This is a genomic window from uncultured Tateyamaria sp. (assembly GCF_947503045.1).
Taxonomy (GTDB): domain Bacteria; phylum Pseudomonadota; class Alphaproteobacteria; order Rhodobacterales; family Rhodobacteraceae; genus Tateyamaria.
Genome location: NZ_CANNCF010000003.1, coordinates 212,621 through 232,344 on the forward strand (window position 1 = coordinate 212,621; position 19,724 = coordinate 232,344).

Here is a 19,724-nt window from a genome sequence, read left to right on the forward strand (position 1 = left end):
CGGTGCAGAGGCCTACTCGGCCAGGCTCAGCGCCACAAAGCGTGGATCACCACCCCGGCGCACAAGCAGCAGCAGGGATTTGCGCCCGGCGTCCTTGACCTCTTCCAGACGCGTTTCGAAATCGGCAATGGACGTCACCTTTTGCTGGCCCGCTTCGGTGATCACATCACCGGCGCGCAGACCTTTTTCAAAAGCCTCGGACGTTTCATCGACCGCTGTCACAGCCAGACCATCCTGATCTTCGCCCAGACCAAGCTCGGTCCGCATCTCGTCCGTGAGGGTGCTGAGAGTCAGGCCCAGAACATCCTTGGTCACGGGATCGGCGGGCGTGTCCTCGGGGCCCTCGACCACCGCAGGCACAGCGCCTTCGGCCTCTTCACGACGGCCCAGCGTCACGCGCAGCGTCACGGTTTCCCCGTCGCGGAACACCACGACGCGCACCGTTTCGCCCACCGGGCTGTTGCCAACCTGACGGACAAGGCCACGGGTGTCTTCGACATCGACACCTGCAAAGCTGAGGATGACGTCACCGTCTTTCATGCCCGCTTCCAGGGCCGGACCTTCGGGCACGGATGTCACCAGCGCCCCTGCGGCAGGCTCAAGGCCAATCGCTTCGGCGATGTCGTCGGTCACGTCCTGAATGCGCACGCCCAGCCAGCCGCGGCGGGTTTCGCCAAACTCCTGCAACTGGTCGACCACGCGGGTCACGACGTTGGACGCCATCGAAAAGCCGATGCCGATCGAGCCGCCATTGGGCGACAGGATCGCCGTATTCACGCCGATCACCTCGCCATCCATGTTGAACAGCGGACCACCCGAGTTGCCCCGGTTGATGGCCGCGTCTGTCTGGATGTAGTCGTCATAGGTACCCGACAGTGCACGATTGCGCGCCGACACGATGCCAGCCGAGACGGAAAAGCCCTGGCCCAGCGGGTTGCCCATCGCAACCACCCAGTCACCCACGCGGGCGCCGTCGCTGTCGCCGAAGGGCACGAAAGGCAGCGCACCGCTGGCTTCGACCTTGAGCAGGGCGATATCGGTATTCGGGTCGGTGCCGATCAATTCGGCCTCCAACTCGGTACCATTGAAGAATTCGATCAGGATCTCGTCGGCCCCTTCGATCACGTGGTTGTTCGTGACGATGTAGCCGTCTTCGGAAATCACAAAGCCCGAGCCAAGCGCGGACGAGCGGCGGGGCCGGTTGCCCTGCCCGTTGCGATCCTGAAACTCACGGAAAAAGTCTTCGAAGGGCGAGCCTTCGGGCACGATGCCCTGTGGACCGGTGCGGCCCTCGACCACGGTCGAGGTGGTGATGTTCACCACCGAGGGGCTGATCTGCTCGGCCAGGGGCGCGAGGCTTTCGGGTCGGGCGTGGGCCATCACGGCCTGCACAAGCACAAAGGCCAGTGCAAGGACCCCAAGCCAAAGGGCCCGCATTATGTTTGGGTTTGGAATCTGCTTTGATACAGCGATTGCCTGTGTTTGCATCAGGTCTCTCCTGGAACGTCACTGGGCCGGATATGGCCATTCTGCACATACATTTGCGCGATTGCGCACAGGGTGCATGTAGGGTTGCATCCATGCAACATTAAAGATGGGTTACGCGTTCACGGTTTCAACACCGTGTTACCAACGCGTGAAGATTGCGCGATTAGAGGCCAAGGAAAAAGGCGAGCCACAGGCAGATCAGGCCGCTGACCGCCACCAAAAGCCCGAATTGCCGCCGCGCCGGGATCGGCAGGCTGCGCAACGCCTCAAGCACCCGTTCGATAAGCGAAGGGGCCAGCGCATAGGCCAGCCCCTCTACGACCATTACCAGCCCAAGGGCCAGAAACACCCAGGCCATCAGTCGCCTTCGGCGCTGCGGGTGCCCTGATCCGAGCGCAGGTAGTTAAAGAACTCGCTGTCCGGTGACATCACCATGGTCGAGTTACTGCCCTTCAGCGCGCGTTCGTAAGCTGTCAGAGAGCGATAGAATTCAAAGAATTCCGGGTCCGCGCCAAAGGCTTCGGCAAAGATCGCGTTGCGCCGGGCATCAGCCTCACCACGAATGATCTCGGCCTGACGTTCGCTGTCGGACACCAGTTCAACCACCGTCCGGTCGGCCTGGGCACGTACGCGTTGGGCCGCTTCGTTACCGCGGGCGCGTTCGTCCGTCGCCTCACGCTCACGTTCCGCACGCATCCGCTCAAAGGTCGCGTCGAGGTTTTCCGAGGGCAAGTCGGTGCGTTTCAGACGCACGTCGATGATCTCGACACCCAGCGCGCGGGCCTCCGCGATGGCCGAGTTGCGGATGCGCAGCATCAATGCCGCCCGGTCCGAACTCAGGATGTCGTTGGACGACACCGAACCCAGCACTTCGCGTGTTTCGGCCCGCAGGATCGAATCAAGGCGATCTTCGGCAAAGGCGATACCGCCTGCACCCACAGCCTGACGGAACTGATTGACGTCCACGATCCGGTAGCGGGCAAAGGCGTCCACAACGAGACGACGATCATCCAGCGGTGTGACCTCAAGCGGGTCGATGTCACGGCTGAGGATCCGGTCGTCGTAGCGCACGACTTCTTGGATCAGCGGGATCTTGAAGGCGAGACCGGGATCTTCCTTGACGGCGACGACACGACCGAATTGCAGAACCAGCGCTTTCTCACGCTCGTCCACGATATAGATCGACGACAGGCCAACGGCGGCAAGGATCACGATGATCGGCAGCAGATATGTAGTACGACGCATCAGTTCGACCCTCCGGTGTTGCTGCGGCGCAGCTCGTTCAGCGGCAGATAGGGCACAACGCCCTGCCCCCCGCCACCGGCGGATTCATCCAGAATGATCTTGTCCATCTGGCCCAGCACAGTTTCCATCGTCTCAAGATAGAGACGCTTACGGGTTACGTCGGGCGCCTTGGCATATTCCTCCAGAACAGCGGAGAAGCGGGACGCCTCACCTTCGGCCTGGTTGACCTGCTGGGCGCGATACCCTTCGGCTTCTTCCAAGAGCTGCGCGGATTGACCACGGGCTTCGGCCAACACACGGTTGGCGTAGGCATCAGCCACGTTTTGCAGACGGTCACGTTCCTGCTCGGCGGCCTGAACGTCGCGGAAGGCGTCGATCACCTCAACGGGCGGGTCGGCCTTGTCAAAGTTGACACGAATGACGTTCACGCCACTGCCATAGCTGTCCAGCGTGGACTGGATCAGGTCCTGCAACCGGTCGCCAATCACACCACGGTCGCGGTTGAGGATCGGGGCCAGTTCGGACTGCGCGATAATCTCGCGCATCGCCGATTCAGACACGGCCCGGATTGTTGGACGCGGATCACGCAGGTTGAACAGGAAAGCGCTTGGATCGTTGATGTTCCATTGCACCTGGAAGTCGATGTCGACGATGTTCTCGTCACCGGTCAGCATCAGGCCCGCTTCGGAACCGGCGCGACCCACACCAATCTCTTCGGTGCGTTCGGTTGTGACCGCGATCACTTCGGCGGTGATCACCGGCCATGGGGCAAAGTTCAGGCCCGGCTCGCCGATGGCCGAAAATTCGCCAAGGAACAGCTCCACTGACTTTTCTTCGGGGCGGACGGTGTAAAAGCTCGCCATCCCCCAAAGCACAATCGCCGCCACAATGGCGATCCCAACGGTGCCACGGGTAAGGAAGGGACCAGCCCCGCCACCGCCACCGCGACCACCACCTGTGCCTCCGCCACCGCGACCGCCCATCAGGACGCGCAGTTGCTCCTGGCCCTTTTTGACCAACTCGTCGATTTCAGGGATCTGCGGTCCGTCATTGTTCGGGCGTTGCCCGCCATTGCCGCGATCGGGGCGACGTGGACCGTCGTCATCTCCACCGCCCGATTTTCCGCCACCCCCCCAGGGGCCGCCCGTATTGCCAGCCATATGGTGTAGTTCTCCTCTTGCCGTGCAGTCGTGCTGCACCTTGTCCCTGTACCTGTGCTTTTTTATCAGAAATTCAAGCAGTCCGCATGGGTGTCTTCATCGTTACGATCTCTTCGGACATTGTGGGGTGAACCGCAACCGTGCGATCGAAATCTTCCTTTGTTGCACCCATTTTTATGGCGATTCCGGCCAATTGGATCATTTCACCCGCGTCCGGTGCGACGATGTGACAGCCCAGCACGGTGCGGTTGGCCTTGCTCACGACCAGCTTCATCAGCACGCGATCGGGTTTGCCGGCAAAGGCCGTGCGCATCGGGCGAAAGGAAGTGCAATAGACTTCAACCTCTTCGCGCTCGCGCGCATCCTCTTCGCTCAGACCCACGGTGCCCATCTCGGGCTGGGTAAAAACGGCCGACGGGATCAGATCGTGATCGACGGCTGTGGGGTTGTTCTTGAACACCGTTTCGACAAAGGCCATGCCCTCGCGAATGGCGACCGGTGTCAGGTTCACGCGGTTGGTAACGTCGCCGATGGCATAGATGCTGTCACTGGCGGTTTTGGAGAATTCGTCCACCACGATCTCGCCGCGACGTCCGATTTCGACACCAACCTCTTCGAGGCCCATATCGCGGGTGTTGGGGTCACGCCCGGTGGCAAAAAGCACGGAGTCAAAAACCCGCTCGTGCCCGTTGGTGGCCTTGATCCAGACAGGGCCACCCCGGTTTGCGCCTGTGTCACCTTCACCCGCCATCACCGAGCCTTGCTGAGCGCTGGCGCCCATGGCCGCATCCGATGCGGTGGGGACGGCGGTCATCGAATGGTCCGCACTGGCGGGCGCCATCTCGACGATGTTGGTGCCGGTGTGCAGCTCGATCCCGCGTTCGCGCATCGATTCCGCGATCAGTCCGCGCGCCTCGTCATCAAAGCCACGCAGGATCTGCGCGCCGCGATAATACTGTGTCACTTCAACGCCCAACCCGTGCAGGATGCAGGCGAACTCGCAGGCGATATAACCGCCGCCGATGATCAGAATGGACTTGGGCAGGGTTTCGAGGTGAAAGATGTCGTCGCTAACAATGCCCAGATCGGCATTGGGCATGTCGGGACGCACGGGACGGCCACCGGTGGCGACCAGAATGGTCTTGGCGGTCCGCGTCTCGCCGTTGGACATCTCGACGGTGTGCGCATCCTTGAGGCGCGCGCGGGCATCGAACGTGTCCACACCAGAGTTTTTCAGCAGCGTGCGATAGACCCCTTCAAGGCGATCCAGTTCCTTTTCCAGATGGCCGCGAAAGCTGCTCCAGTCAAAGCTGCCTGACGACATGTTCCAGCCATAGGCGTTGGCGACACTTGCGGTTTCGGCAAACTCGCTGGCAAAGACCATCAGCTTTTTCGGCACGCAGCCCCGGATCACGCAAGTCCCGCCATAGCGGTCCTCTTCGGCCAGGGCGACGCGGGCCCCCGCATCTCCGGCAGCCACGCGGGCGGCGCGCACGCCGCCTGATCCACCGCCAATGACAAACAGGTCATAATCATAGTCCGCCATCGGATTGGTCCTTATTCTGCAAGATCCGTGAACAGGTTGTCCGTCTCGAGGAAATCAAGGCGGTCCTGCTCAACTGTGCCTTCGTTGATGTCACGTATTTCGACGCGCCCGTCTCCGTAGCCGACCACGACGACGTCACAGATATCTATGAACAACCCGTTTTCAACCACGCCCGGCATCTGGTTGATGACCAAAGCCAACTGGCGCGGGTTGCCGATGCGTTGCAGGTGCAGATCGAGGATGTAATTGCCCTCATCCGTGATGAACGGACGCTCGCCATTCATCCGCAAAGACGACTGGCGACCCAGCACGTCCATGGAAATAAGTGTTTCTTCTACAAGGGCTTGCGTGGTCTGCCAGCCAAAAGGGATCACTTCGATCGGCAGCGGGAAGGCGCCCAGATGCTCGACCTCTTTGCCGATATCGGCGATCACCACCATTTGATCAGAGGCGGTCGCCACGATCTTTTCCTGCAAGAGCGCCCCGCCCCCGCCCTTGATCAGGTTCAGATCACCATCAAATTCGTCCGCCCCGTCGATGGTGATGTCGAGCCACTTGGCCTCATCAAGGCTGATCACTTCGATCCCCACTTCGCGGGCCAGATCGGCGGTGCGGGTCGAGGTTGGCACACCCTTGAAGCGTAAACCACCCTCGCGCACCTGCTCGCCCAGACAGCGCACCAGCCATGCGGCCGTGCTGCCGGTGCCAAGCCCGACGCGCATCCCGTCCTCCACATAATCAGCCGCCCGCTTGGCGGCGACGAATTTGGCCTTGTCGATGGGGGACAATTCTCCGGACATGATATGCGACTCCTCGGCGTGGTCTGGGCGTTATAGAGGCAGGCCCGCAGTGTTGCGACCCCAAAGGCGCGCGCATATGGCGCAAGGTGAGTGACAATTGGCTCAATCTGCGAAACAGATAACACCAACACTTTGAATCAAGAGCATTTGCGACGTGGCCGACCTGTTTGACAATATCATTGACTGGCTGATGCAAGAAGCGCTGGATGAAAACCCGCTCACCAGTATTGTCGAGACCTTCGGCAGACGCCTCGTCGAAGGGGGGGTGCCGGTGGCACGGATCAGCATAGGCCGCTCGATCCTGCATCCCACGATCGGATTGCTGGATGTGCAATGGGAACAGGAGACCGGGCAAGTCAGCACCCAGACGGTGCCGCGTCAGGTCGTACGCAATAGTCTGGAGTTATTCGATTCACCCTTTGGCGAACTGTCCAGAGGCAAGATGGATCGCCTTTTTGCCGATCTGCGTGACCCGGATGAGATTGCCCGCTTTCCCTTGTTTGAGCAACTCGCCGCTCGCGGCATGACGTACTACGCCGCATACAGCAGAAGTTTTGGGCGCACACATCATCTGTATGAGCGTATTTCCGACCAGTTTCGCGGCGCCTCAATTGCATTCGCAACCAAGCGATTTTCAGGTTTCACCCAAGCGGACCTGGAGGGGTTGGAACGTGTCCTGCCTGCATTGTGTGTCTGCCTGCGTGCGGACATCGACCGTTTTGTCGCCAGAGAAATCCTCGAAACATATCTTGGCAAAATCAGCGGCCAGCAGGTGCTGGACGGACAGGTCGAGCGCGGCGACGGGCAAATGATCGACTGCGCCATCCTCTATTCTGACCTGCGCGGGTCGGTCACCCTGTCACAAACGCTGGACAGTGCGGCCTACCTCGACACGGTGAACGCCTATTTCGACTGCGTGGCCACGGCTATCGACGAACATGGCGGCGAAGTGCTGAAATTTATAGGCGACGGGGTGCTGGCTATCTTTCCGTTTGACGACACCAAACGCCCCCGCGCCAACATGTGCGCCGCCGCCCTTGCCAGCGCACAAGAGGCGTTCGCGCGCGCAGATCACGCCAACCGGGCCCGCAGCAGCGACGGCCTGCCCGCCTTGCAGTTTGGCATCGGGCTGCACGTGGGCACGGTGATCTATGGCAATGTCGGCACCGCCCGGCGCCTTGATTTCACCGCAACCGGCCCCGCCGTCGGTCTGGCCAGCCGCTGCGAGGGCATGACGCGCACGCTCGGCACGCCGTTGATCGCCACGGCAAACTTCGCCGCAATCTGCCCTGCCCCGTCAACCAATCTGGGTCAGCACAGCCTGCGCGGTTTTGGTGCCCCTATGACCCTTGCGTCCTATCCCCTGACATGATGGCCGCTTGATCCAGCAGCAGATCCCCTGCCAGCGCCATGCGCCAGGGCATGAGACAGGCACAGACGGATAGAAAGATTATCAGCAGTCGCATTTGGCAGCTCCTCCTGCCGCCATTGAAGCGTCCGTTTGGTTAAGACCGCGTTAAGCATGCTCAAAATTCATCGCAATGGGTCGTATATCGACCATGGCTACCGGCGTGGCTGCGCTATTTCTGGCCCATGAGTTACGTGCTGCATTACGCCCCCGACAATGCCTCTCTGGTGATCCGGCTTGCGCTGGAACATCAGGGGGTCCCGTATCGAACGAGGCTGGTCGATCGCAGCAAACAGGCCCAATCCAGCCCCGCCTATCTTGCCCTGAACCCCAATGGTCTGATCCCCGCGCTGGAAACGCCCGACGGTGCGATGTTCGAAACAACGGCCATCTTGCTTTACCTCTCGGAACAGCACGGGAAACTAATGCCCAAGGCAGGGTCGGAGCGTGCCGCCGCCCTCAAATGGCTGGTTTGGCTCGGCAACACGCTGCACCCAATGCTGCGGATCATGTTCTATCCACACATCTATACCAAAGGTGACATCGAAGATATCCGCACCCCTGCGCGCGCGCAGATCACCCATATGCTGGGCCTGCTCGAACAGGCGCAGGACGTCGCTTGGCTTGAAGGGCCGATCAGTGCCATGTCCTGCTATCTCGCCCCGATGCTGCGTTGGTGTGCGATCTATGGCGGTCCTGCGTGGTTCGATCTGTCCGATCACCCGCGGCTGATGGACTTTGCACTCCTGATGGAGCAGACAGAGCCCGTTCACCGCGCCATCGCCGCCGAAGGGTTGGGGGCCACCCCCTTCTCTGCCCCCCGGCCCGCGACCCCGCCAGAAGGATCCGCCACCTAAATGTTCCTTTCCGTATTCGACATGTTCAAGGTGGGCATTGGCCCGTCCTCGTCCCACACGATGGGGCCGATGATGGCGGCTGCGCGGTTTCTCGATATGATGCGCGCCTCGCCGTTCAAATTCGCCGGTGTCCGCGCCTCGTTGCACGGCTCGCTGGCCTTTACCGGCGTGGGCCATGCAACCGACCGCGCCACCATTCTGGGCCTCGCCGGGTTCAAGCCCGACACCTATGATCACGACCGCGCCGAAGAGACTCTGGCCGCGCTGGCCAAGGACCACACCCTCCACCCCGAGGGCCTGCCCCCGCTGCGCTTTGATCCCAAGGTTGACCTCGCTTTTGACTACGACACGCAACTGACCGGGCACGCCAACGGCATGATCCTGATGGCAACGGACGCGCAGGGCGACGTGATCCTGCGGCAGGTGTTTTATTCCATCGGCGGCGGCTTTGTGATGACCGAAGAGGAACTCGCCGCAGGCAAGGACACCGACGAGGGCGCGCCCGTCCCCTTCCCCTTCAAGTCCGCCGCCGAAATGCTCGACATGGCCAGGGCGTCCGGCAAATCCATCGCCGCCATGAAACGCGCCAACGAAGTGTCGCGCGGCACGCCGGAATCCCTTAGCGCGGGCACGCAGCGCCTTTGGCAGGTGATGAACAACTGCGTCGAACGCGGCCTGACCACGGACGGCGTCCTGCCCGGCGGTCTGAACGTGCGCCGCCGCGCCAAGGACATCCACGACAAGCTGCAGGCCGAGCGCGGCATGAACCTGAACGCGCCGCACACGATCAACGACTGGATGGCGGTCTATGCCATGGCCGTGAACGAGGAAAACGCAGCCGGGGGGCAGGTCGTCACCGCCCCCACAAACGGAGCGGCAGGCGTGCTGCCCGCGACCTTGCGCTACTATCTCGATCATGTCCCCGGCGCGAGTGAGGCCCATATCGAGGACTTTTTGCTGACGGCCGCCGCCATTGGCGGGTTGGTCAAGTTCAACGCCTCGATCTCCGGAGCCGAAGCAGGTTGTCAGGCCGAGGTCGGCAGTGCCGCTGCCATGGCCGCCGCGGGCCTCTGCGCCGTGATGGGCGGCAGCCCCGAGCAGATCGAGAACGCCGCCGAAATCGCGCTGGAACACCACCTCGGCATGACCTGTGATCCGGTCAAGGGCCTCGTGCAGGTCCCTTGCATCGAACGCAACGGTCTTGGCGCGATCAAGGCGGTCAGCGCCGCCAGCCTTGCCTTGCGCGGCGACGGCACGCATCTGGTTCCGCTCGACGCCTGCATCGAAACCATGCGTCAGACCGGTGCGGATATGAGCGAGAAATACAAAGAGACAAGCCTTGGCGGTTTGGCGGTGAACATACCAAATTGCTAAGGTTGCTTTGCACCGCAACACAACCAGCCACACCGTTGATCCATAATACGCCAAAGCTGCCCAAGGGTCGGCGGGTGGGCGCCTTTCGCGCAGCGAAACAGAGCCACTCACCGACCAACTGACGCCAATACGCGTCACGAACGCTGCAATTGCAGCATTGCCACGCCCGAAGCCGCTGTTAGGGTGCCGCGCATGAGCCAGGACCGTCCCCTTCTCGGCATCCTTCTGATGCTGGGATTTTGCATTGTGGCCCCGATGGGGGACGCCGTGGCCAAACTGCTGGGCCAGTCCGTGCCACTGGGCGAGTTGCTGTTCGTGCGCTTTGCCATTCAGGCCCTGATCCTGATTCCGCTGGTCTGGTTCGGACGGCGCGCGTGGAAAATGAGCGGGCGGGTGCTGCGGCTGACCGCCTTTCGCACGGTGCTGCACATCGTCGGGATTGGCGGTATGTTCACCGCCCTGCAATACCTGCCCCTGGCGGATGCGGTCGCCATCGCCTTCATCATGCCATTCCTGATGCTGCTGCTCGGCAAATATGTGCTGGGCGAAGAGGTGGGCAGCCGTCGCCTGATTGCCTGTATCGTCGGTTTTGTCGGCACGCTTCTGGTGGTGCAGCCCAGCTTTGTCGAAGTCGGCTGGCCTGCCCTGCTGCCCCTTTTGGTTGCGGTGAACTTTGCCATCTTCATGCTGGTCACACGGCAAATTGCCAAGGACACCGACCCGATCGGGCTTCAGGCTGTGAGCGGTGTGATGGCGGTCGCGATCCTCGGACCCATTCTTTGGCTGGCGCGTGATGCAGGGATCGCCCCTCTGAACTTTATTGCCGTGAACGGAAACGAGGCCTCGCTCTTGATGGCCATCGGCATCCTTGGGACAATGGCACATCTGCTGATGACATGGTCACTGCGCTTTGCGCCCTCGGCCACGCTGGCGCCGATGCAGTACCTCGAAATTCCGGTCGCCACGATCATCGGCTTCCTCGTGTTTTCCGACCTGCCAAACGGGCTGGCGGCGGTCGGCATCTGCATCACGATTGCGTCTGGTCTCTATATCGTTCTGCGCGAGCGGGCCATCGCGCGTCTTGCGGCGCGCGCGCCAGCGCCTGCGTGATCTCACCCAGATAGGCGCGCGGCAGCATCACGATCATCGCCGGTCGATCCATGGTTAATGCGATCGGTCCTTCGGCAGCGTTCAGCGTACTGGTCTGATGCAAAGGATGAAACTTCAAACCGTCAATAGACCAACGCAGACCGGTGGACGTACCCGCGCAATCCCCCAGTGGAAACAATGACACGATGTCATCGCGCGCGGTGTCGACCTGCAACTGGGGCGGGCACAAAAACGCGATCTCGCTCTCTCCCAACAGAACGCACGCCCGATCAGGGCGTCCTACCAGCACATTGAGCGCACCCAACTGATGATCCAGCCGCTTGCCCAGAAACCCAACGCAAACAACGACCGGCGCCTCGATATGGCGCAGCGCCTTGTCGAAATCCGTGCTGTCCTGCTCGGTGATATGGTGACGCCGCTCGGGCGGGGTCAGGGCCAGCGTATCGGCAGCCACGCTGTCAAAATCCCCGATCAGCGCCTCAAGCGGGACACCCGCCACGCGCGCAAGCTCCGCCCCGCCATCCGCTGCAACACAGGTCGGAGCCAGGGCCAGCGCCTCGGCGACATCCTTGGTTAATGCAGCCCCGCCGCCAAGAAGGGTCACCGGGTCAGAACTGTAAACAATTGTCCGTTTCATCGCTTTTTAATGCAATTTCTGGAAACAGATCACAATGTCGCCACGAAATGATACCCTCCTCGGCACAGATTCGGGCCGCTTTGGTCCGGTATTGCAGCCTATGACACCTCCGCAGACAGGCAGAGGACGAGCATCCTATGACAATGAATAACAAAATTCTGACGGTCTCCTACGGTACATTTTCCTGTACGTTGGAAGGTTTTGAAGACAATTTCGGTACGATGAAGGCAATTGCGGAATATTTCCGCGATCTGGCCGCTGATGACCGCTATTTCGGGGCCGAACCGCCCCAACCGGACGCAGAAATGCTGACCCGCATCGCTGAACGCGAGATTTCGCGCCGCGTGCAAGCCCGTGAACATGAGGGCCGCATCGTGCTGAGCGCGTCGGACCCGCAACCCAGCGACGCCCTTGCCGCCGCAGCCCCAGCCGCCGTTGTGGCCGCAGCCCAGTTGGCCGAGGTCACTGCCGCGCCCGAAGAGGTCGCGGAAGAGGACTTGGTTGCAGAGGATGTTGCCGCAGCCGAGGCTGAGGACGCACCCGTGGCCGAGCCCACCGAAAGCGAAGCTGCGGCAGAGGTCACCGACGAGACGCACGCTGAAGACACCACAGAGGACGTCGCAGCCGAAGACGCTGCAGAAGACGCCCCCGTCGAGGTCATTGCCGAAGACGTTGCCGTCGAAGAGGTCGTCGCCGAAGACGAGGCAATCGAAGACGAAGACGTCATCGAAGCCAGCAATGAGGACACATCCGCTGACGCCGAAGACGAAACCGCGGAGGCTGAAGCCGAAGACGAAGCTGTCGAGGCAGAAGCTGAAGCTGAAGTGGACGTAGAGGAAGAGGACACCCCGTCCGAAGCCGAAGCCTTCTTTGCCGCCAGCCAGGACGACATGGACGCCATGGCGAACCACAGCGAAGAAGATGCCATCGCCGAGGATGCCGTCGCCGAAGACGTGGCCCCCACTGCCCGAGTCACACCTGCTGACAGTATTGCCGCCAAATTGCAGCGCATCCGCGCCGTTGTTTCGCAAGGCCAGAAAGACGCCGCCGAGGACGAACTGTTCGAAGACGAGCACGCCGAAGACATGGCGCCCAGTGTCTCTGCCACTTCGATCACCGACGACGCAGAAGCTGAAGACGCGTCCGAGGACGTTGTGGCCGACGCCGCACGCGACATCGAAGAGGCGTTCAAGATCGACGACGAAGCAAGCGCAGAAGACGGCGCAGCCGAAGGCGAAGACGACGATGTCGCCGCCATCCTTGCCCGTTTCGACGCCGATGCGGCCGCAGAGGCGGCAAGCCAGTCCGAGGCAGAAAGCGACGACGCAAATGCGTCCGACGTTGCCGAGGACGACATGGGTCCGGATACCCTTGCCGAGTTCATGGCCGCCGATGAAGGCGACGCCGAAATGGCTGATACGGGCGAAAACCTCTTTGACGACGCCGAGGCCGAAGATGACGCCGAAGTTGAGGCAGAGGCCGCACCCGAAGCACCCCGCCGTGCCCGCGTGATCAAGGTCAAACGCGCGGACATCGACGCCGCCCTTGCCAGCGGTCAGCTGGAAGAGGTCGACACCGACGATCAGGACGACGCAGGCCCAACCTCGCTGTCTGATCAGGAAGAAGCCGAGTTGCTGGCCGAACTGGCACAGGTCGAGGCCGAGTTCCCGGGCGAAGAGGACGCACAGTCCGAACCGGTCGAAATGGACGGTGAAGCCGAGCAAGTGGCCGACAGCGATGCGGACGACGTGATGGCTGACAGTGATGAGGACGACACCGACGCGGCACAAGACGCCGAAGAGGTCGCCGCAGAAGCCGAAGAAGCGCCAGCCGACGAGGAAGAAGAGATCGCAGCAGAAGCGGAGGCACCAGCCGAAGCAACTGACGAGATCGAAGCGGACGATGACACCTCCGAAGAGGCCGTTGAAGACGTCGCAGCCTTTGAAGCTCAGCCCAAGGCACAAGAGCTGAAGGACGATGACGTGTCGCGCCTGATGGCCGAGGCCGAAAACCAGATGGAAGAGCCCGAAGGGTCAAACCGTCGCGACGCTTTTGCCCATCTCAAGGCCGCCGTCAAAGCCAAAAAGGCAGATGCCGACATCGGCAACGACTCGATCAAAGACGAGGGCGCATTCCGCTCGGATCTGGCCGAGGTGGTCAAGCCACGTCGCCCCGAAGTGAGCGGAAGCCGCGGCGACCGTCCCGAAAACGCACGCCCCGCACCGCTCAAGCTGGTGGCCGAACAGCGCGTTGACGTTGACTCAGCCCCCAAAGGCCCCGTGCGCCCCCGCCGTGTCGAAACCCCGCAAGAGGCCACGACACAGGACACCAAGGGCGACGAGAGCTTTGCCGACTATGTCGCTGAACTCGGCGCGCATGACCTGCCCGCCCTGCTCGAAGCGGCGGCAAGCTATCTCAGCTTTGTCGAGGGTCGCGACCAGTTCTCGCGCCCCCAGCTGATGAAGAAAGTGCGCCAGGTCGAAAAAGAGGACTTCAGCCGCGAAGACGGCCTGCGCTCCTTTGGCCAGCTGCTGCGCGCGGGCAAGATCGAAAAGATCTCCGGTGGTCGCTTTGCTGTGACCGGCGACATCGGCTACCGCCCAGAGCAACGCGAAGCGGGCTGAACCGACCCACCATATTGAACAACAAAGAGGCGCCCTTGTCGGGGCGCCTTTTTTCATGAATGTAACTGCCATGAGCTTTCCCGACCAACCCACACTGACGGGACCGACGCTGCACCTGCGCCCGCTGCAGCGCGATGACGCTGCTGCCCTTGGGGATGCGGCCAGCGACCCGGGCATCTGGGCGGGGCACCCTTCCAGTGATCGCCACAAAGCCGAAGTCTTCGCGCCCTATTTCGAGATGTTGCTGAACGCGGGCGGCACATTGATTGTCGCCGAGCGGTCCAGCGGCAAGGTCATCGGCTGCTCGCGCTACTACCCAACCCCCGAGGCGCCGGGCGCCTATGGCATCGGTTTCACCTTTCTCACCCGCGCCTTTTGGGGCGGCACCACGAATCGCGAGATGAAAACGCTGATGCTCGATCACGCCTTTGATCACATGGATCAGGTCTGGCTGCACGTCGACCCGACCAACATCCGCTCGCAAAAAGCGACCCTCAAGATCGGTGCGCGCTTTGTCGAGGAAGCGGCGCGCGATATCGGCGACAAGACCGGGATCTGGCGCTGCTACGTGGTTGAACGCGACGTCTGGCGCGCCCGTCAGTCCTGACGATCCGTGCAAAAGATCAACTTATTCCCGAACGGATCAGAAATCGACATATCGTCCATCCCCCACGGTTGCTCCTGCACACCGGGACGCGCGTGGCGATAGGATTTGGCGTTCAGCGCAGCACATAGCGCATGCACATCCTCGACCCCGATCCGCATCGACCCGCCGGGGCTGGCATCGCCAAAATGCTCTGACAGGTGCAATTCGCAGTTGCCCAGCCGCACGCCCATATAAAGCGGCGCGTCAGGTCCAAACCTGTGTTCGAACACGACCTCGAAGCCAAGAAAATCAATATAGAATTCGCGCGCCTTGGCCTCGTCAAAGCTGCGCCAGATCGGGATGGGTGGGTCCACCTGCATGCTGTTCTCCTTGCGTTGTCAGCGCAAGGATAGCATGAGAATCAGGCGTCCGGGTCCGGCTGTCCGATGCCCTTGAACACGAATTTCAGCGGAATGGCCCAGATGATGCCGAGCCCGACATAGATCAGCAATTCGACCAGGATCGAGGGGCGTTCCAGCAGCGCCACAAGGTTCACCGCCACGATGATATATAGCGGCAGGCCCACGATCAGGATCAGCAGGGCCAGCCATTTCCGGGTCTTGTAGCGCAGGGCCATCAGGCCTCCTCAGTCGGCAAAGGGGTCGCGGACAAGGATCGTGTCTTCCCGCTCGGGTGAGGTGGAAAGTAGGGCAACGGGGCAGTCGATCAACTCTTCGACCCGGCGGACATATTTGATCGCATTGGCGGGCAATTCCGCCCAGCTGCGCGCGCCTTCGGTCGATTCCGGCCAGCCGGGCATTTCCTCGTAGATCGGTGTGCAGCGCGATTGCTGGTCCGCCGCGGTGGGCAGGTAATCCAGCTGTTTGCCATCGAGTTCATAGCCCACGCAGATTTTCAACGTCTCGAATCCGTCCAGCACATCCAGCTTGGTCAGTGAAATGCCATTCACACCGCTGGTCGCGCAGGTCTGACGCACAAGACAGGCATCAAACCATCCGCAGCGCCGCTTGCGCCCGGTGGTGGTCCCGAATTCATGGCCGCGCTCGCCCAGCCGGTCGCCGTCTGCATCAAACAACTCGCTCGGGAACGGGCCCTCGCCCACGCGGGTGGTATAGGCCTTGACGATGCCAAGCACGAAATCGATGGCGCCGGGGCCGACACCGACACCCGTGGCCGCTTGCCCGGCGATTACGTTGGATGAGGTCACAAAGGGATAGGTGCCAAAATCAATGTCGAGCAGTGCGCCTTGCGCCCCTTCAAACAGGATACGCTTGCCCGATTTGCGCGCCTCGTTCATCACCTTCCAGACAGGGGCTGCATAGGCGAGGATCGCGGGTGCAACTTCGTTCAGTGCCGCCAGCAACGCATCGCGGTCCACAGGTTCCAGACCCAGGCCCCGGCGCAGCGCGTCGTGATGCACCAGCGCGCGATCCACCCGCAGTTCCAGCGTCGCCGGATCCGCCAGATCGGCCACGCGCACCACGCGGCGGCCCACCTTGTCCTCATAAGCCGGTCCGATGCCGCGCCCGGTGGTGCCGATCTTGGCCACAGAATTCTGCGCCTCGCGTGCGCGGTCCAACTCGCCGTGGATCGGCAGGATCAGCGGCGTGTTTTCGGCAATCATCAGCGTTTCGGGCGTGATCTCGATGCCCTGGGCGCGGATCGTCCCGATCTCCTTGATCAGGTGCCAGGGGTCCAGCACCACGCCGTTGCCGATCACGGACAGCTTGCCGCCGCGCACCACACCCGAAGGCAGCGCATGCAGCTTGTAGACTTCGCCGTCGATGACCAGCGTGTGGCCCGCATTGTGCCCGCCCTGAAAGCGCGCGATCACATCCGCCCGCTCGCTCAGCCAGTCAACGATCTTGCCCTTGCCCTCGTCGCCCCATTGCGCGCCGACAACCACCACATTGGCCATGAACCTGCCCCTTTTAATCCAAATCCGCGCACCTGCCGGGGTGCGACCAAACCCGCGCACCTATAGCGATGCACCCGCGCAAGGCAAACCGCTATCTGCGCCGCGCAGGCGAAAAAACCGCGGCCCACGCCTTCGCCCGGTTGAGATTTCACCCAATTCACGGCATCACGCAGCAAAACGGGACGAAGGACGCATATCATGACGGGTTTTTTCTGGCGCTGGCTCTTTGCCTTTGTCCTTCTGGCCGCAACCTATAACCCGACCGAGTTCAACTATGTCCGCTGGGTGCTGGATCACGGGGCGGCAAACCTGTCCATCGCGGTACTGGTGGGGCTGCTGATGACGGTGGGCTACATCATCTACCTGCGCGCCACGCTGCGCTCGATCGGGCCGTTCGGGATGCTGTTGGTGCTGGCGCTGGTGGGCGCGATCCTGTGGGTGCTTTACGATCTGGGTATTGTCGATCTGGACAATCCCGGGTTCAACACGTGGCTCGGTTTGATTGCCCTGTCCATCGTGCTGGGCGTCGGCCTCAGTTGGAGCCATGTGCGCCGCTATCTGTCCGGTCAGGCCGACATGGATGACGTGGACGAATAGTTCCTCGTACACACCTGTTGTCAGGACCCGACGATCAGAGGCACATCGCCGCCTGCGTAATGCATGTGTGTGGTATTGGTTTTCGACCATTCGGTAGGATTTAGAAACGAATGTTGGTCGTAAAGGTTCAGAGTTTCGGAAGTCCGTACAACTAGATGAAGCACGGGGCGCTGGCCTCTTGCTATCTTGTCGCCTCACGCCTTGATCGTCACCGGTTGACCATGTGGCGTGCGCAGATAGGCCGCCTTCCAAGCCGCCCGCATCTCGGCGAGGGCCGCAGCTTCGGTGGCCCCCGTCTCAGTCAGCAACGCCTCGAGCGTTTCAAGCCACGCCTCGAAATAATCGTCGCCGCCATTGAGGTCCTTTTCCAGCCCGCGCCGTTTCAGCGTCGCGCCGAACCGCGTCGCCCAGTCCGGCCAGGCAAAAACCCCCGTCTCGTTCAGATGGACGGTCAAAGCAAAGAGTTGTGCGTGCCACGGGGCCTCGAATGCAGGTTCCGGCCTCATAGCGCGTCCAGATAGCTGTCCCACAGATCGAGGATCACCTCGTCATTCGGATGTTCGGGATGCGCCCAAAGGTCAACGGCGCGAATGCCCACCGCATAAAGCGGCTCGGGCGCTTCACCCAGCCGGTGCGCATTGCTGTCGGGCAACACATGGGTGCCGTGCATCCGCACGATCCGGCCTGTAGCACCTGCAGCGTAGGCGGGCAGACGCGTGTGACCGCCGTCAACAATCGTGTTTTCCGGCAAGGACCGCAGGCGCACCGCATCTCCGACCGCAAAACGCGGGGTGATATTGCTGGACCGGTCCGCAGGCCCGCCCTTGGCCAGCACGCCCGCCACCGCATCCGCCGCCAACCGCTTGGCCGCCAGCGGGCTTTCCCCGCTCCCCTCCCCCTTGGCCAGTTCATCCGCGCTCAGCGCGCCGGTCTCGACCAGCAGATCGGCAAGGGCCGCGATCCATTTCTCGTAATAGACAAAACGGGCGTAATCCTTGGGGGCCAACCGCTCGCGTGCATGGCGCGAGACGTCGATGTTCCACAGACCCAGCGACCCGCAGGCCAGCGTCAGCGCCAAGGCGCGCGGATGCCAGTCAGCGTGAAACTTGACGTCCTCGGGTTCAGGCACGACCGCTCCGTCGCCAAACCGCCCGCCCATATCATGCACCCGGGTCATTGAGGACCCGCCAATCCGCAGCCGATCATCGAATCGCGGCTGACGAGGTCCATCAGCGCTGCCTCGTCCAATCCTTCCGTTCCCACGGGGCGTTGCGGCAGCACGAGATAGCGCACCTCGGCTGTCGAATCCCAAACGCGCACAGCGCAGTCTGCGGGCAGGGTCACGCCAAAGTCGGCCAGCACCTTGCGTGGCTCACGCACGGCGCGGGCGCGGTAGGCGTCCGATTTATACCAGCCCGGCGGAATGCCAAGCAGCGGCCACGGATAGCAGGAACACAAGGTGCAGACGACCATGTTGTGCACCGCATCGGTGTTTTCGACGACAACCATGTGTTCGCCCTGACGGCCATAAAAGCCCAGCTCGGCCAGCACCGGGTCGGCGTCGGCGAGCAATGCAGCCTTGAATTCGGGATCAGCCCACGCCCGCGCCACCACCTGCGCGCCGTTGCGCGGGCCGATACGGTTTTCATAGGTGTCGATGATCTCATCAAGGGCGGCGGCGTCCACCAGCCCTTTCTGCGTCAGGATCGTCTCGAGCGCTTTGACCCGCAGGGCGGGGTCCGGTGGCAAAAGACTGTGAGGATGGTCGTGATCGGAATGGTCATGGGGCATGGCGCAACTTTGCGGGACCTGCACCCGGAAATCCACCCCCCAGATCACCCCGTGATGCCAGCGATGTCACAGCTGTTCCAAATTGCCACGAAAGGCGGCTTGCGGGTCAAAGCGTTTCTGCATACATACCGCCCATCGCGCAGCAAAGGTCTCATCCCCGTCCATGGAAAATGTCGTTCTCATCGTCCACCTGTTCCTCGCCCTCGGCCTGATCGCCGTGGTGCTGATGCAGCGCTCTGAAGGGGGCGGTCTGGGCATGGGCGGCGGCGGCGGCGCAACGGCCGGACGGCCCGCGGCCACCGCATTGGGCAAGGTGACCTGGGTTCTGGCGATCTGCTTTATAATCACATCGATCACGTTGACGATCATCGCCGCGCAAAAAGCGGCCGGCACGTCCGTCATCGACCAGCTGGGCATCACTCCGCCTGCGCAGAACACACCCGCCGACGATCTGGTGCCACCCGGAGGCGACCTGCTGCCCCCGTCCGCAGATGACAACGCACCGCTGGTCCCAAGCGCGGATTAAGCACATACCAACGAAATCTTGAGGCTTTGCGCGCAC

Annotated in this window: 21 protein-coding genes; 8 read left to right on the top strand and 13 right to left on the bottom strand. The window is 61.9% G+C overall.

Going from position 1 to position 19,724, the window contains the following annotated elements:
• Positions 1 to 12 precede the first annotated feature (12 nt).
• From Q1A89_RS14800 to rpiA, 6 genes are all read right to left on the bottom strand, one after another.
• Positions 13 to 1,488 (bottom strand): DegQ family serine endoprotease, encoded by a 1,476-nt coding sequence (locus tag Q1A89_RS14800; protein WP_299729772.1) that lies wholly within the window; start codon positions 1,486 to 1,488, stop codon positions 13 to 15.
• Between the two features lie 163 nt (positions 1,489 to 1,651).
• Complete coding sequence (locus Q1A89_RS14805; RefSeq protein ID WP_299729774.1) at positions 1,652 to 1,846, bottom strand: DUF2065 domain-containing protein; 195 nt, start codon at positions 1,844 to 1,846, stop codon at positions 1,652 to 1,654.
• Positions 1,846 to 2,733 carry a protease modulator HflC gene (gene hflC, locus Q1A89_RS14810; protein ID WP_299729777.1) on the bottom strand — a complete coding sequence of 296 codons (888 nt, stop codon included), beginning with the start codon at positions 2,731 to 2,733 and terminating at the stop codon, positions 1,846 to 1,848. Before hflC ends, Q1A89_RS14805 begins: the two co-directional genes overlap by 1 nt.
• On the bottom strand, positions 2,733 to 3,893 hold the full coding sequence (gene hflK, locus Q1A89_RS14815; protein WP_299729781.1) for an FtsH protease activity modulator HflK: 1,161 nt from the start codon (positions 3,891 to 3,893) through the stop codon (positions 2,733 to 2,735). The genes hflC and hflK overlap by 1 nt, the downstream gene beginning before the upstream one ends.
• A 73-nt stretch (positions 3,894 to 3,966) precedes the next feature.
• On the bottom strand, positions 3,967 to 5,439 hold the full coding sequence (locus Q1A89_RS14820; protein ID WP_299729784.1) for an FAD-dependent oxidoreductase: 1,473 nt from the start codon (positions 5,437 to 5,439) through the stop codon (positions 3,967 to 3,969).
• A gap of 11 nt (positions 5,440 to 5,450) precedes the next feature.
• Positions 5,451 to 6,239 carry a ribose-5-phosphate isomerase RpiA gene (gene rpiA / locus Q1A89_RS14825; RefSeq protein WP_299729787.1) on the bottom strand — a complete coding sequence of 263 codons (789 nt, stop codon included), beginning with the start codon at positions 6,237 to 6,239 and terminating at the stop codon, positions 5,451 to 5,453.
• Positions 6,240 to 6,393: 154 nt separating this feature from the next.
• On the opposite strand from rpiA, the gene Q1A89_RS14830 reads away from it, so the two are divergent.
• The 4 genes from Q1A89_RS14830 to Q1A89_RS14845 all read left to right on the top strand — a co-directional run bounded on the left by Q1A89_RS14830 (position 6,394) and on the right by Q1A89_RS14845 (position 10,988).
• The gene (locus Q1A89_RS14830; RefSeq protein WP_299729790.1) at positions 6,394 to 7,611 is read left to right on the top strand and encodes an adenylate/guanylate cyclase domain-containing protein; all 1,218 of its coding nucleotides are present in this window, start codon (positions 6,394 to 6,396) and stop codon (positions 7,609 to 7,611) included.
• Between the two features lie 221 nt (positions 7,612 to 7,832).
• Positions 7,833 to 8,504, top strand: a complete 672-nt coding sequence (locus Q1A89_RS14835; protein ID WP_299729792.1) for a glutathione S-transferase family protein — start codon at positions 7,833 to 7,835, stop codon at positions 8,502 to 8,504.
• On the top strand, positions 8,505 to 9,878 hold the full coding sequence (locus Q1A89_RS14840) for an L-serine ammonia-lyase (protein WP_299729795.1): 1,374 nt from the start codon (positions 8,505 to 8,507) through the stop codon (positions 9,876 to 9,878).
• A 192-nt stretch (positions 9,879 to 10,070) separates the two neighbouring features.
• Complete coding sequence (locus tag Q1A89_RS14845; protein WP_299729798.1) at positions 10,071 to 10,988, top strand: DMT family transporter; 918 nt, start codon at positions 10,071 to 10,073, stop codon at positions 10,986 to 10,988.
• On the opposite strand, the gene Q1A89_RS14850 is transcribed toward Q1A89_RS14845, so the two are convergent.
• Positions 10,906 to 11,625: a thiamine diphosphokinase gene (locus Q1A89_RS14850; protein WP_299729801.1), complete on the bottom strand. Its 720-nt coding sequence runs from the start codon at positions 11,623 to 11,625 to the stop codon at positions 10,906 to 10,908. The genes Q1A89_RS14845 and Q1A89_RS14850 overlap by 83 nt on opposite strands.
• A 143-nt stretch (positions 11,626 to 11,768) precedes the next feature.
• Between Q1A89_RS14850 and Q1A89_RS14855 the strand changes: the two genes are divergently transcribed.
• Entirely contained in the window at positions 11,769 to 14,249 is a 2,481-nt protein-coding gene (locus tag Q1A89_RS14855; protein ID WP_299729804.1) for a hypothetical protein, read from the top strand.
• A 70-nt stretch (positions 14,250 to 14,319) separates the two neighbouring features.
• Positions 14,320 to 14,856, top strand: coding sequence for a GNAT family N-acetyltransferase (locus tag Q1A89_RS14860; RefSeq protein WP_299729807.1), 537 nt, complete (start codon positions 14,320 to 14,322; stop codon positions 14,854 to 14,856).
• Here Q1A89_RS14860 and Q1A89_RS14865 read toward each other — a convergent pair.
• The 3 genes from Q1A89_RS14865 to Q1A89_RS14875 are packed head-to-tail and all read right to left on the bottom strand — an operon-like array spanning position 14,847 to position 16,774.
• Positions 14,847 to 15,215, bottom strand: a complete 369-nt coding sequence (locus Q1A89_RS14865; protein WP_299729810.1) for a glyoxalase superfamily protein — start codon at positions 15,213 to 15,215, stop codon at positions 14,847 to 14,849. The genes Q1A89_RS14860 and Q1A89_RS14865 overlap by 10 nt on opposite strands.
• A gap of 41 nt (positions 15,216 to 15,256) precedes the next feature.
• Positions 15,257 to 15,472: a DUF2842 domain-containing protein gene (locus Q1A89_RS14870; RefSeq protein ID WP_299729813.1), complete on the bottom strand. Its 216-nt coding sequence runs from the start codon at positions 15,470 to 15,472 to the stop codon at positions 15,257 to 15,259.
• Between the two features lie 9 nt (positions 15,473 to 15,481).
• Complete coding sequence (locus Q1A89_RS14875; RefSeq protein ID WP_299729816.1) at positions 15,482 to 16,774, bottom strand: adenylosuccinate synthase; 1,293 nt, start codon at positions 16,772 to 16,774, stop codon at positions 15,482 to 15,484.
• A 198-nt stretch (positions 16,775 to 16,972) separates the two neighbouring features.
• Between Q1A89_RS14875 and Q1A89_RS14880 the strand changes: the two genes are divergently transcribed.
• Complete coding sequence (locus Q1A89_RS14880; RefSeq protein WP_299729819.1) at positions 16,973 to 17,371, top strand: DUF6524 family protein; 399 nt, start codon at positions 16,973 to 16,975, stop codon at positions 17,369 to 17,371.
• Positions 17,372 to 17,565: 194 nt separating this feature from the next.
• On the opposite strand, the gene Q1A89_RS14885 is transcribed toward Q1A89_RS14880, so the two are convergent.
• From Q1A89_RS14885 to nthA, 3 genes are read right to left on the bottom strand one after another with little or no spacing between them, the layout of a single operon-like run.
• Complete coding sequence (locus tag Q1A89_RS14885; protein WP_299729822.1) at positions 17,566 to 17,877, bottom strand: nitrile hydratase accessory protein; 312 nt, start codon at positions 17,875 to 17,877, stop codon at positions 17,566 to 17,568.
• On the bottom strand, positions 17,874 to 18,548 hold the full coding sequence (gene nthB / locus Q1A89_RS14890; protein ID WP_299729825.1) for a nitrile hydratase subunit beta: 675 nt from the start codon (positions 18,546 to 18,548) through the stop codon (positions 17,874 to 17,876). The genes Q1A89_RS14885 and nthB overlap by 4 nt, the downstream gene beginning before the upstream one ends.
• Positions 18,545 to 19,162 carry a nitrile hydratase subunit alpha gene (nthA, locus tag Q1A89_RS14895; protein WP_299729828.1) on the bottom strand — a complete coding sequence of 206 codons (618 nt, stop codon included), beginning with the start codon at positions 19,160 to 19,162 and terminating at the stop codon, positions 18,545 to 18,547. Before nthA ends, nthB begins: the two co-directional genes overlap by 4 nt.
• 163 nt (positions 19,163 to 19,325) lie before the next feature.
• Between nthA and secG the strand changes: the two genes are divergently transcribed.
• On the top strand, positions 19,326 to 19,688 hold the full coding sequence (gene secG / locus Q1A89_RS14900) for a preprotein translocase subunit SecG (RefSeq protein ID WP_299729831.1): 363 nt from the start codon (positions 19,326 to 19,328) through the stop codon (positions 19,686 to 19,688).
• Positions 19,689 to 19,724: the final 36 nt, after the last annotated feature.